General features: G+C 39.9%; 10 protein-coding genes and 1 pseudogene. 1 reads left to right on the forward strand and 10 read right to left on the reverse strand.

Annotated elements, in window-relative coordinates:
* Positions 1-5: 5 nt before the first annotated feature.
* Complete coding sequence (locus BFP71_RS09585; RefSeq protein ID WP_069835264.1) at positions 6-1,298, reverse strand: carboxypeptidase-like regulatory domain-containing protein; 1,293 nt, start codon at positions 1,296-1,298, stop codon at positions 6-8.
* Positions 1,288-1,968: a hypothetical protein gene (locus tag BFP71_RS09590; RefSeq protein WP_069835265.1), complete on the reverse strand. Its 681-nt coding sequence runs from the start codon at positions 1,966-1,968 to the stop codon at positions 1,288-1,290. The genes BFP71_RS09585 and BFP71_RS09590 overlap by 11 nt, the downstream gene beginning before the upstream one ends.
* A 143-nt stretch (positions 1,969-2,111) precedes the next feature.
* Here BFP71_RS09590 and BFP71_RS09595 point away from each other — a divergent pair, with 143 nt between their 5' ends.
* Entirely contained in the window at positions 2,112-2,618 is a 507-nt protein-coding gene (locus tag BFP71_RS09595) for a DUF6155 family protein (protein ID WP_069835266.1), read from the forward strand.
* Between the two features lie 2 nt (positions 2,619-2,620).
* Here BFP71_RS09595 and BFP71_RS09600 read toward each other — a convergent pair whose 3' ends face one another.
* From BFP71_RS09600 to BFP71_RS09630, 8 genes and pseudogenes are all read right to left on the reverse strand, one after another.
* Positions 2,621-3,307, reverse strand: a complete 687-nt coding sequence (locus BFP71_RS09600; protein ID WP_069835267.1) for an SCO family protein — start codon at positions 3,305-3,307, stop codon at positions 2,621-2,623.
* On the reverse strand, positions 3,297-3,884 hold the full coding sequence (locus BFP71_RS09605) for a toxin-antitoxin system YwqK family antitoxin (protein WP_222843477.1): 588 nt from the start codon (positions 3,882-3,884) through the stop codon (positions 3,297-3,299). The genes BFP71_RS09600 and BFP71_RS09605 overlap by 11 nt, the downstream gene beginning before the upstream one ends.
* The gene (locus tag BFP71_RS09610; protein ID WP_069835268.1) at positions 3,871-4,695 is read right to left on the reverse strand and encodes a YHYH protein; all 825 of its coding nucleotides are present in this window, start codon (positions 4,693-4,695) and stop codon (positions 3,871-3,873) included. Before BFP71_RS09610 ends, BFP71_RS09605 begins: the two co-directional genes overlap by 14 nt.
* Before the next feature lie 71 nt (positions 4,696-4,766).
* The gene (locus BFP71_RS09615; RefSeq protein ID WP_069837025.1) at positions 4,767-7,136 is read right to left on the reverse strand and encodes an ABC transporter permease; all 2,370 of its coding nucleotides are present in this window, start codon (positions 7,134-7,136) and stop codon (positions 4,767-4,769) included.
* 45 nt (positions 7,137-7,181) lie between these two features.
* Positions 7,182-7,373: pseudogene (locus BFP71_RS19505) on the reverse strand (permease prefix domain 2-containing transporter); the annotation flags it as partial.
* A gap of 1 nt (position 7,374) precedes the next feature.
* Positions 7,375-10,005: an ABC transporter permease gene (locus tag BFP71_RS09620; RefSeq protein ID WP_088124965.1), complete on the reverse strand. Its 2,631-nt coding sequence runs from the start codon at positions 10,003-10,005 to the stop codon at positions 7,375-7,377.
* Positions 9,998-12,598 (reverse strand): ABC transporter permease, encoded by a 2,601-nt coding sequence (locus BFP71_RS09625; protein WP_088124966.1) that lies wholly within the window; start codon positions 12,596-12,598, stop codon positions 9,998-10,000. Before BFP71_RS09625 ends, BFP71_RS09620 begins: the two co-directional genes overlap by 8 nt.
* Entirely contained in the window at positions 12,595-12,933 is a 339-nt protein-coding gene (locus BFP71_RS09630) for a PadR family transcriptional regulator (RefSeq protein ID WP_069835269.1), read from the reverse strand. Before BFP71_RS09630 ends, BFP71_RS09625 begins: the two co-directional genes overlap by 4 nt.
* Between the last annotated feature and the right edge of the window lie 96 nt (positions 12,934-13,029).

Here is a 13,029-nt window from a genome sequence, read left to right on the forward strand (position 1 = left end):
ATGTACTATCTAAATCGATCGATCAAGTCAAATATCAATTGCTGATCGCTCTTTTGTTTCGCAGTCAATTCGTTTACACCTGTAACCAATATCCTATTGGTAAATTTTTGAAACTGAGGTTTCAATCTTTCAAGGTCAATAAGGGTACAAGCAGTACAAGCTGCATTATCAAAAGAAAATGTAGAACTACTCCAAAAGTCCTGATCATAAACTACTATTGGGTTCTGACCATAAGCATTAACGAGTCCAAACAGGTTGTCATCGAGCTTTAGGTTGGCATCTTTTTGAAGCAAAGTTTGTAACTCTGTGATGTGCCTAAGTCCATCCCTCAGGTATTCTACGTGGCCAAACTTTAGATAGGGTACCTCATTAATGTAAGTGAATGAAAGATGTATATCGGCTCTAAGATTTCGGTGAAAGGGATTGCTCCAGATGTAGTTACTATTGTAGACTATTTTCTGGATCTGATAGTTATCGCTGTTTACAAATAGCTTCCCTTTATCATTGGCACTATTGAATTGTATGACCAGAACTTCATTATTCGATTCTACATAACTAGAATCTAGCTTAAAGCGGTACTTATTAAACCGATTTTCGGCCAGTACACCTCGTGTTTCTAACACGCGATAGCTTCTTAAAATACTCCTACCAGAAGAAAATACTCCATCATTGGTTATTGAGCCCAAATTTTCACCATAAGCAAACCAAGTAGGATCATTGACAAAGGCTCTGGTTTGCTCATTTATGAAATTATAGTTGGCATAAGTGGCCCAGCGCTTATTTGTCGAGTAGATGGAGTAGCCGATACTCTCCATGTACATAATAGGCTCGTTATTTTGGAAAGCCATTTCCCTGTATTGCGCGTAAGCTATATGAGAATCACTATTCTTGTTGCCGTTAAACGTCTTGATGACTTGGCGCATAAATGGCTTCAATTTGAATTTTTTAGGATTTGCCACCACGCTAACCGAAGCCAAATCTTTAGCTTCTGGAATCAACTCATAAGCTTTATTGGCTTCGAATTCTCCGATGACTATCGAGCGTTTTTTAAAGCCTAAAAAGGATATTACTATAGAATCTGAAGGAAGCGCATTTGGAATGAAGAATTGAAAATTTCCGTCTTGATCACTGGTAGTTCCAAGGCTCTTTTTTGGGTAGGCAATAGTAGCAAAAGGTAGTCCACCACCAGTTGAGCTGTCTATAACGCTTCCCTTCAATAAGAATTCTGTCTGGGCAACAGTGGCCTCAGCTAAAACCACAATTAAAAAAGTAACCACAAAGAGCGCTCTATTTTTCATGATTTCCCGTTGAAGTTCTACGATCTAAATACTCCTGAATTTTAAGAATAGTTGATTTCTTAGTCACCAATATTTCACCAGTGGTTGATGCAGTTTTTACTTGACTAAGTTTAGGAATGGTGAACTTACCTTTCGACATGGAATAGAGCCAAGTTAGGTCAAGAATATTTAGCACCAGATTGAATATTTCGAAAATTGGCGGTTTTTTCAACTCAAAGCCAAGTCTTTCGGCAGTACCTTTTGAAAAGAAATAAGAAGTTCCTCGAATTTCTATGGACTTAGGAATTTCACCTGCTTCAACCCGCCTAATAATTTCTAATAATCCTTCCATATAGTAGCCTAATAGCTTGTTTTCCCAAGCTTTGCCAGCCTTCGTGCCGCGCATTACAAAGAGATAATCAAAGGAAGTGCCGTTGTGGATGTCGTACTTTTTGTCACTGGCGCCATAAATTAATAGCATAGGAGATAGGTAAGTAAACCCACCGACCAAAGTGAAGAAAGGAGTAGATAGAAATTGGAAAAATGGAGCGATCAGAAATAGTAGTAACAAAGAAACTAGAAGATTATCTGTGCTATCTACCCAAACACCAGTAAGAAGTAAGACCAGCAGGAGCATAACTATAGCAATGATCCATTGGGCGAATTTTGGTATTTGATAAAAGGAACTCATCAATAGGGAAGAAACTCATTATTTAAAGATAAGTTTCACCGTCCCCCTCTCATATTTTGGTAAAGTAGATTCCAAGAAGGTGCATTGTTATCTCAATTCGTTATAGCTTAGGCCGTTAATATGAGGTCTTCAAAATTTCGGATATGAGTAAAAGGGCGTTAGTGAAGTATTTGCAGTCATTGAATAAACAAGAGCTCGAAGATCAAGTATTGGACTTGTATGCCCGGTTCAAACCTGTCCAGACTTATTATAATTTCGTTTTTAATCCCAAAGAAGATAGGCTAGTAGAAGAGGCGAAGCTGAAAATAGCGAATGAGTATTTTCCGCTTAAAAGAAAGAGAGCTCGGGCCAGAAGATCAGTTGCCCAAAAGTACATAAAGCAGTTTCTTTTGCTCGGTTTAGATCCAGTGCTAACGGCAGAAGTTATGCTTTTCAATTTAGAAACTGCCCAGCGTTTCAACGCGAAAAAGCGCATTAATCAAGACGCTTTTTATAAAAGTATGTTTAACTCCTTTGATCAAGCCATATCATATATAGAATCCAATGGTTTGAGGGCGGTTTTCAAAGATCGGATCAGAGACATAGTAGAAACTGCTTGGGATCAAGAATGGTACAATGCCGAAGGTCTGGAAAACAAGGTAGCGAGTTGATCTTAGAAAGGTTGTTCAGATTTTTCGGTGGCTAATGATTCCTTTAGCGTCTTGATGTCAGCAATCAATTGTGCTACTGAAACCTTATTTAAACCGTTATAAATACCGCGAATATGTCTGTTTTGATCAATAAGTACGAAGTTTTCGGTGTGTAGAAACTCGTCTTCAGTTTTTTCTAAGCCTTGGTCTTCTTCCACAAAGTAAGATTTCCTTCCAAGGTCATAAATCACTTGCCGATCGCCCGTTAGCAACTGCCACTTTTTGGCATCAATGTCATTTCTATCCGCGTAGGACTTCAATACAGATACACTGTCCATCACGGGAGTAACAGAGTGCGATAATAGCATTACATTGTCATCTTCTAAAAATGCTTCTTGTACCAATTTCATGTTGGTGGTCATTTTAGGACAAATACCAGGGCAACTAGTGAAAAAGAAGTCGGTAACGTAAATTTTACCCTCGAGGCTTTTTTCTGTCACTATTTCCCCCAATTGATTGATTAAAGAAAAGGATGGAATCTTATGGAACTTTTCAAGTTCAGGACTATCCTCGGCTATCCATTTAGGGGTAAAGGTAGCCTCTTGATAATAAGGTAATTCAGTTTTTGACTCGACCGAATTAGTAGATTTCTTGTTGGCACAAGATGCCACTAAACCCACGCATAATATCGTTAATAGCTTAGTCTTCATAACTTATAACTTCATCGTTTAATTGATAGCAAAGTGTAGACCGTTTAAGTCCGTAAATTCTGCCATTTTTTGCCTCGTAATTAACGTATAGCTTGCCATTTTCGCGCCAAGCCCTTTGCAACCCTGATTCCTTACCTCCAATCAAGTTCGTTTCTTTAAAGAGTGCGCCAGATTGGTACCATTTCTTTTGTACCCCATTTAAAACTCCTTCTTCAAAAGTAGATTCAGATCGTTTTTGTCCATTTTTCCACCAAGAGTAGACCTTGCCATCTAATTTGCCCCATTTGTAATTGGCTTCGTAACTTTTCGATCCATTAACAAAAAACTTCACCATTTGGCCATGCCGCTTACCCTTTAGAAAACTAGCGCTTTCCATAGCAATACTATCTGTCGATAATGATAGGGCGGTACCCGTAAATGGTTCGTTATTATATAAAAACAATCCTTTTTGAGCATTCAATTCAAGGCTCACTTTATTGATAACCATGTGGCTTTTAGGCACTGAGTTATATTTGAGCCCGAAAGCGCAAATGGCCGTCAGAAAAATACTTCCAAATAATACTCTAATTGATCGCATTGGGAGTTCCTTGATAATCGCCTGGGAATAAAATGTAGTACTGATTTAGATACAACTCATTTTGAGTATGGTAGTGGTAAATGGCCGTACTATGGAATTGGGTCGTTGCCGTATGTCCGCCAGAACTATCTAAATCCGTAGGGTAGGTACCATTTGATGCGCATTTTCTACCATAAAGAAAGAAGCCGTCAGAGATTATCCCGATTAATGCCGTGTCATCACTTGACCAAGCTTTTGGTTCTAAATGATAATGATAACTCTGCGGACCCGTATGAGCACCAGAATAGTCCAGTGAAGGAGCAGCGTCATCTAAAGGTACATTAGGGCCTTCCTGATCATTATAAATAACGGCTCCACTTATGGCTATTCCAATAGCACCAAGCCCAGTGGCAGATGAGGAACTTGCGAGTGTAGGGTTGGCTGGTACCCGTAAAGTATAAGATCCGTTGAAATCATCGATATTGCCGGGCGCCATTTGTTCATGAGAAGTCACTGTTGGCTCTACAAATAAGGCATGATTTACGGATGCTGCTGGAGTGGTCAGCGTCATGTTGCCATTTTGAGCAGTTCTCGCGGTGGTATTCGACCAGTAGGGTGATGTATGATTTGGGAGTCCATTGGTTTCGATAACAACCTGACTTCCATCTAGGTATATGTTTAAGTTATCGTTATCGAATTCTTCGAAAGCCGCAGATAATTCTACTTCTTCATCCAAATCAGTATCAGTATCCGTTTCGGTATCGTCACTATTACCGCAACTCCATATGAGCAGGGCTAAAAATAAAAATGAGAGTCCTAGTTTAATTTTCATAACGCAAGTTTCGTTTCATCTATAGATGAGAACCTGAAACAAAACTTGCGGTAGAAGCTCCTTTTTTTGAGTTATTCTGATCTTAAAGTTGTTACTGGGTTTCTGCGCGCTGCTTTCAATGTATGGAAACCCACAGTAAACCAAGCGATTGCAAGAATGAATACCCCACAGAATATCGAATACATCGGTGTTAGTTTAGTACCATAGGCAAAGCCTTGAAGCCACCTTTCAGCCATTAAGTAGCTAGTCGGTAATCCGATCAAGAGCGAAAGAGTTACCATTTTGGTGAAATCCATCGATAATAACCGAACGATTCTCCAATTTCCTGAGCCCAGTACTTTTCTAATACCAATTTCTTTTGTTCTCCTTTCTGCCGTGAAGATTGTTAGGCCCAATAGGCCAAGGCAAGAGATAATAATTGCAACAGCAGCAAAGAATTTAGAAAGCATTGAAATACGTTGCTCGCTTTTATACATGGCCATGTAGTCAGTATCGAGAAACTTATATTCGAAAGGTAGTCCCTTACTGAACTCCTTGAATTTATCTTCTATTTGACCCAAGGTGTTTGCAATGGTACCGCCCTGAATTTTCACAATAGTACTGTTCAAGATGGGATAGGCTTGGATTAGTGTTGGTTGGATGGTTTCGTAAAGCGATTCAGCGTGAAAGTCTTTGACCACACCAATAATCTCCCTTTCATCGCCCCAAAGTTTGATCACTTTTCCGATTGGATCTTTCAGCCCCATTAATTTAATAGCCGTTTCATTGAAGATGATTTTACCTTCTTCATTCTGTCGGTTACGCTCAAATGTTCGACCTTGGATGAGTTCTATCCCCATGGTTTCAATAAAGCCAGAACTCATTTCTAGATTGATAAACTGAAAATTTTGATCGGGATCTTGTCCCGGCCAACTCAGCCTCGTCGACCCGTGATCGCCAGTTAAATCATGACCAGTTGAAGCCGTACTGATCACTCCAGAGATCGTCTCTAACGATGCCAAAAAACCTTCGTAGGCAGAATCATCAATGCCAGTATTGTCAAATTTAACGACGTTATTTCGATCGTATCCAAGGTTCTTTTTTTGTATGTAGTCTACCTGTTTAGAGATAATTAAAACACTGAAAATCAAGATTACCGAAACAGCGAATTGAAAGACAACTAGTCCTTTTCGGACCATTAATTCACTAAAGTTTTTTACGAGTTTGCCCTTCAGAGATTCAGTTGTTTTGAGTCGAGATAAGTATAGTGCAGGGTAACTGCCTGCCAATATCCCGGTGATTAACATGATCAAGCCTATGAACCCTAGTTCTTTTAAGGAAAGATTAACGGAGAGCGACTTCCCAGTGGCCTGATTGAATTGGGGAAGTATGGCATTGACGATAATAAACGCAATGACGACTCCCAGAAAAGTCAATAAAAATGACTCAGTAAAATACTGTCCGATGAGAGTTCTTCTTTGAGCACCGATCGCCTTTTTCACGCCAATTTCTTTTAAACGACTTGCCGCTTTCGCCGTGCTCAAGTTCATGAAGTTGATACAAGCAATGACCAGTATGATTAGGGCAACAATGGAGAAGAGATTTACATAAGCAATTCTACCGCCGGCAACTTCGCCATTCTCGTAATTACCATTGAGATATCTTTCTGAGAATTTTTGAGCAAAGAGTGTCGTTTTTGACTTTTGAACCTTGCTTTGGATCAGCTTTTCAATCTTTTTATTGAAATCATCTGGCGACGCTCCTTCTTTCAAAAGGACTAGGGCGTCTGGATTGGTATTGCCCCAATTCTCCATGTACTTGTAAGCCTTCATCATGACTTCTACATTGAGCAACAAGTCAAATTGTAGCGTGGAGTTCTTGGGTAGGTTTTTGAAAACACCTGCGATCATATAAACACCCGTTGTTGCTCGGCTTTCATTCCAATCGATCGTATTTCCGATAAGGTTTTCTGTGGTTCCATAAAGTTTGATGGCAAGCGATTCTGAGATGAGCACATCAGATTCGTTTTTCAATGCCGTTTTTGTGTTGCCAGAAACTAACGGCAAAGAGGTGACTTGGATATACGCTGGATTTACATATTGAGGCCTAGCTCTGATTTGCTCTTCTTCTAGAGTAACATAACCTTTGGTACCAAAAATTTCGGGAGTCCATACCATGGAAGCAGCCTCTACTTCTGGAAAACGAGCCATTAACTCCTCTGACAATCGACCTGGCATGGAAGTCCTTGTCACAATTTGTCCGTTGTCAATTCTATTACTCAGGATTTGATAGATACGGTCTTCGTTTTCGTAGAATTTATCCGTATTCATTTCATCGGACACCCAGAGATAGATTAAGAAGGTGCAGGCTAAACCACTAGCCAAACCGAATAAGTTGATCAGGAATGTACCTTTAAAGCGTTTAAAGCTTCTAAATGAGATTAAGAGGTTGTGTTTGAACATGGCTGTTTTATTAATTGAGTATTGACTTTTTCCCTTGAAAAAAAGGTGAGATATGATGCTAAGAGTCTCTATCAAATAGAGAAACTTGGCCGTTGTTGGGCCTTTGGTTTTTACATTGCGATCAAATAATTCCTCCAAGTCCCAAAGGGCAGTTGATTGGAAATCATAAGAGCAAAAGCTCTCTAATAACCACTTTGCAAATCGGGGAGGTTGAATTTTTGGATTTTGAGAATTCATTCTATCCTTCGTTTCTTAAGCTTTCTGAAATGTTGACACTGGTTGACCGAGCGGTTTGTATAGCCACAGTTAGCCAGGCTAGAACCAACATCAGTATACTTGTTAAAACGAAGTGTACAGGTTTCAGACTTATTCTATAGGCAAAGGTTTCAAGCCAGTTTTGCATCAGATAATAGCCGACAGGTAAAGCAACCAGAATAGAGGTCAGAACTAGTAATGCGAACTCGCGGGAGAGAAGGTAGATGATTCCTAGTCCACTTGAGCCTAAAACTTTTCTGATGGCTATTTCCTTAGTTCTTCTTTGAGCACTGAAAGAAGTTAACGCCAATAGTCCCAGACACGATATGGTTATGGCAACTATAGCGAAATACTTTGCAAGTGTATTAATGCGCTTTTCAGATACATAAACAGCCTGATAGTTTTCGTCCATAAAATTGAATTCAAAAAGATGTCCTGGATTAAAAGACTCGTATAATTCCTGAACATTCTCAAGCGTTTCTTTTTCTAAACCTGCCTGCATTTTTACTAAAAAGTTGTCTCCGCCATCATTCAATGAAAATATGAAGGGAGCGATGCTTTCTCTTAGCGACTGGTAGTGAAAATCTTCTACAACGCCTATGATTTTATGCATTCTTCTATTGGCATAAAATTGCTCACCAATAGGGCGATCATATTTGATAATGTCTAATGCGGCTTGGTTGAGGATTAAGGCGTCTTTGTCGGTAGCAAAGTCTTTTGAGAAAGTTCGCCCTTCAATGACTTTTATTCCTAAAAGCTCGATTAGGTCGTAACCTCCTTGAATTTGATAGAACCGAATTCTCCAATCTTCTGACTTATCCATTCCCTTCCAACCGTATCCTTGTGAATAAGAAATTCTTCCTGGTAACACACCTCTCATATGAGAGGCTTTAAGAACTCCAGGGATCTTTTTTACTTCTGTCAGGAAATCGTCAAAATCGTTTTTAAGCTTACCATCTTTGGGGAAGGTGACAATGTGGTCTTTATCATAACCTAAGTCGGTGGTCTGTATGTATTCGATTTGTTTGTACATCACAAGTACCGAAACCACTAAGATTATTGAAATAGCGAACTGGAATACCACTAGACCTTTTCTGATCCATAGGCTACTGAATCCACTTGATAGTTTTCCTTTCAAAGCGACAACAGTTTTGAATCCAGATAAGTGAATGGCAGGGTAAATTCCCGAAATGAGTCCAGTGATCAAAGCGATGGTGAGAAATCCAAAAATGATTTCAGGATTAAGCTCAAAAGTCACTTCTTGATTGAGTACTTTATTGAATTTAGGCAGCAGCGCAAACACCAGAACCAAAGCACCTGCAAGGGCCAATAGAGACATCAAAATCGACTCTCCAAAATGTTGGAGAATCAGATTTTTTCGGTGGGCACCTATAGCCTTTTTCAACCCGATCTCTTTGACTCTTCTGTCAGCTTTGGCTGTGGAGAAGTTCATGTAATTGATGCAGGCGATAAAAAGAATAAAAATAGCCACAAGAGAAAACAGTCTAACGTAAGCGATACGCCCTCCGACGGGCCGACCGTCTGCATATTGATCATATAGGTATCGGTCAGCAAATCTTTGGGCGAATAGAATCTCTAGTGAACTCTGAGTCTTAGTGGACAAAAATGATCTGATTTTCTCATTGAACTCGTCCATGTCTACACCTGGAGTCATCACCAAATGAACTTGAGTTCCTCCATTGTACCATTTCATTAGTTCTTCCTGATCTCTAAAAAGTTCATAGCTGAAAAGAATATCAAATTCAGCTCTATGATGACTTGGTTTTTCAAAAACACCAGAAACAATATGGGTTCCATCAAAGCCTTTCTCGTTTTCAAATTTCACAGTCTTGCCTAGTGCTTCTTGGCTTGATGCGAATAGGTTGAGTGCCATCTTTTTTGAGATAATGATCTCATTTTTATTCCTTAAGGCATTTGACTTATCGCCTGCGATAAAGTCTAGTGGAAATACATTGAAATAGGCAGATCCGATGTATTGCGGCATTGCATCCACTTTATTTGCTCCATAGGCTAAAGTTCCTCGATAGAATTTGTTTGTTGCAACAGGAATAGCATAATCTACTTCAGGAAATTCTTCGTTCATGGCATCTGCCAGCGGGTTAGGTGTGCTACCTTTCGTATTGGTTTCGTAACCATCTCCCGTGACGAAACTAGATAAAACTTGATAGTGTCTGTCGCTATCTTTTTCATTGAAGTTACCCTGGCTTATTTCGTGATTCACCCATAAATAGATTAGTAATCCACTAGCTAGACCTATAGAAAGACCAAATAGATTGATCAGCGAAGCACTGCGATAGCGTTTGAAGTTTCTGAAAAATAGTAGGAGGGTATGTTTGAACATGGCTGTTTTGTTAGTTGAGTAGTGACTTTTTCCTTTGAAGAAAAGGTGAGTTATAATGCTAAGAGTCTCTAGCAGATAGAGAAACTTGGCTGTTGTTAGGCCTTTGGTTTTCACATTGTGATCAAATAATTCCTCCAAGTCCCAAAGGGCGGTCGATAGGAAATCATAAGAGCAGAAGCTCTCTAATAACCACTTGGCAAATCGGGGAGGTTTCGGCTTACCCTCCCCTTGGTTTCTGAATTGCTTATTCACTTCTTAAACTTTCTGTGATATTGACGCTAGCAGATTTAGCCGTTTGACTCACGATGGTTAACCAAGCAAATAGTAGCATTACTACCCCAGATAAAACGAAGTATACTGGTTCTAAACTGATGCGATACGCAAAACCATCTAACCAGTTTTTCATGAGGTAAAACCCGATTGGTACGGCAATGAGAATGGCGAGAAGTACTAAGACTGTGAATTCTTTAGATAGAAGTCTCATGATGCCACTATTGCTAGATCCAAGTACTTTCCTGATAGCTATCTCCTTGAATCTTCTTTGGGTACTAAAAGCAGTAAGTGCCAAAAGTCCTAGGCAAGAAATCGTAATAGCAATACCCGAAAAGTACTTGGAAAGGGTTGAAATTCGCTTTTCCTCAAGGTAAACTTGTTGATAGCTGTCATCGACAAACTCAAATATAAAGGGGTACCCGGGGTTAAAAGATTCATGCAGTTTTTCAATGGCTCTAATGGTTTCCATTTGATTTTCTGGCCTGATCTTGGTCATGAAACGATCTCCGTCTTCACTATACATAAAGAAGAAAGGGCCGATTTCTTTTTGAAAGCCCTCGAAGTGAAAGTCTTTGACTAAGCCTACAACCTCACCTACATCATGACCATTATAGAACCTTCTACCAACAGGTGCATCATATCCGATAATCTGTGCAGCGGATTCATTTAAGACAACCGCTACTTCATCGGTGGCAAATTCTTTAGATAACGACCTACCTTCTTTGAATTCTACACCCAAAACTTCAGCCATTTCGTAACCACCTTCTATGAAACTAAAGTCGACTCTTGGAGCTTCTCGATCCATGTCTTCCCATTGCATGCCGCTACCACCGCTCACTTGTCCCGGTAATTCCCCCCAGAGGTAGGACATACTGACCACGCCACTTAGGTTTCGGACTTCGCCCATAAAGGCTTCCGCATCGCCTTCGTACAGTTTGCCATCTCGATTAAAAGAAACAAGCTGTTCCTGATCATAACCCAGATTCGACGCACTTATGAAGCTCATTTGTTGGTAAATGACTACTGCTGAGATTACTAGCACTACAGAAGTAGCAAACTGAAATACAACCAGTCCTTTTCGAAGCCAAAGACCACCCGAACTGGCCTGTAGTTTTCCTTTTAGCGCTAATACCGGCTTGAAACCAGACAGATAAAGACCAGGGTAAATTCCGGCAATTAAACCAGTAAGAATAGTAAGGGTTAGGGCTGGCAGCACGAGGTGAGAAGCTTGACCAATCGCCAGTGACTTTCCTGTAATGGTATTAAAGGAGGGAAGGAATATAGTAGCTATTCCAACTGCCAAAAGGAGAGACAGAAATGTAATGAATATACTTTCGCTGAAAAATTGATAAATCAATGCTCTTCTTTGAGCGCCAATGGCCTTCTTTACACCAATTTCCTTAACTCTCCGTGAGGCTTGGGCGGTAGATAAGTTCATGTAGTTGATACAAGCAATGATTAAAATAAAGACCGCGATGAGTGAGAAAATCTTTACATATACAATGCGTCCGGCAACTGGAACTCCATTTACATATTTTCCATAGAGATATTTATCAGAATATTTCTGTACAAATAGCTTGTCATCGTACCCAGCGAATTTGTCGAGTATGTCATAGATTTTTGCGTTAAACTGATCAATATCAACTCCGTCCTTCAACACCAAATGAACTTGAGTTCCCCCGTTATTCCAGTTATTATTCTCTGGTCTCCAACTTAAAAAATGGTCGAAGCTTAAAAGGATGTCATGAGGAATTATGTCATCTTCAGCAGGCTTAAATACTCCTGTTACCACAAAGGGCCCTTGATGATATTCACCCTTGAATTGAACTGTCTTACCCATGGCATTTTCGGCACCTCTAAAAAGGCTGTTCGCCAACTTTGTGGAGATAACCACTCCGTTATTATCCAAAGCATTGGCTTTATTACCAGCTAAAAAGTCAGATTGGAAGATATCGAAGTACCCATCACCTGCAAAAATGGGTACTGCCCATAGGTCGTTGCCCTCGTGAGAAAGCACACCCTTATAATAAGGTTCTGCCATAACGGGTATTCCCTTTTCCACTTCAGGAAACTCTTCTTCCATCGCTTTCGCCAATGGCATCAGCGCATATTCTTTCGTGTTTATATCACTGGAATATTTTGTATTTACCAAAACCTGAAAATGCCGATCACTGTCCTTTTCCTCGAATTGTCCCATATGCAATTCGTCATTTACCCATAGGTATATCATGAGGGCACTTGCAAGGCCAGTGGCTAAGCCGAAAAGGTTGATTAGGAAAGTGCTTCTATAGCGTTTGAAGCTCCTAAATGAGATAAGAATGTAGTGTTTTATCATAGCGGTTTTGTTTGTTGAGTATTGACTTTTTCCTTTGAAAAAGAGGTAGGTGACAACGCTAATTGCCTCTCTTAAATAGAGCCATTTAGCTTTGTGGATTCCTTTAGTTTTTACATTTCGATGAAATAGCTCTTCCATATCCCAAAGTGCTGTGGACAGGAAGTCATAAGAACAAAAGCTCTCTAGTAGCCACTTGGCAATTCTTGGTGGCCGTGTTTTTTGTCGCCCGAGACTCATGGTTTGATGAGATTGATTTTGGCTTGTGGAAGGCGATCGAAGAGGGAGTTTCGCATAGCGCGTACCTCATCGAGTATGGACATGCCTTCTTTGGTAATATCGAAATACTGTTTTCTTCTGCCTCCTTGTTTTTCTGTGATTCCACCAATTCTAGAGTTCACCCAACCCTTTTCTTCCAATCGTTGCAGCGCAGAATATAGCGCTCCAAGACTTATGCTTTTGTTGAGTTGTTCTTCAAGTTCTAATTTGATGGTGACCCCATAGGCATTGTCTTGCAGTACACCTGTGGTTAGTAGAACAAGTTCTTCGAAGGCTCCTAATTTCAGTTTTTTCATTCACTCTTCTTTTTACATATAGCATCATAATTGAACTATATTACGGAAAAGAGAATAAACATTTAGGAAGGTTGCATACCTCCTTTAATTTTCTTC

The sequence above is a fragment of the Roseivirga misakiensis genome (assembly GCF_001747105.1).
GTDB lineage: Bacteria > Bacteroidota > Bacteroidia > Cytophagales > Cyclobacteriaceae > Roseivirga > Roseivirga misakiensis.

Coding starts and splice junctions, on each gene's coding strand:
- BFP71_RS09630 (WP_069835269.1), bottom strand. CDS start 12,933: ATGAAAAAACTGAAATTAGGAGCCTTCGAAGAACTTGTTCTACTAACC.
- BFP71_RS09600 (WP_069835267.1), bottom strand. CDS start 3,307: ATGAAGACTAAGCTATTAACGATATTATGCGTGGGTTTAGTGGCATCT.
- BFP71_RS09605 (WP_222843477.1), bottom strand. CDS start 3,884: ATGCGATCAATTAGAGTATTATTTGGAAGTATTTTTCTGACGGCCATT.
- BFP71_RS09615 (WP_069837025.1), bottom strand. CDS start 7,136: ATGTTCAAACACAACCTCTTAATCTCATTTAGAAGCTTTAAACGCTTT.
- BFP71_RS09585 (WP_069835264.1), bottom strand. CDS start 1,298: ATGAAAAATAGAGCGCTCTTTGTGGTTACTTTTTTAATTGTGGTTTTA.
- BFP71_RS09595 (WP_069835266.1), top strand. CDS start 2,112: ATGAGTAAAAGGGCGTTAGTGAAGTATTTGCAGTCATTGAATAAACAA.
- BFP71_RS09625 (WP_088124966.1), bottom strand. CDS start 12,598: ATGAGTCTCGGGCGACAAAAAACACGGCCACCAAGAATTGCCAAGTGG.
- BFP71_RS09590 (WP_069835265.1), bottom strand. CDS start 1,968: ATGAGTTCCTTTTATCAAATACCAAAATTCGCCCAATGGATCATTGCT.
- BFP71_RS09610 (WP_069835268.1), bottom strand. CDS start 4,695: ATGAAAATTAAACTAGGACTCTCATTTTTATTTTTAGCCCTGCTCATA.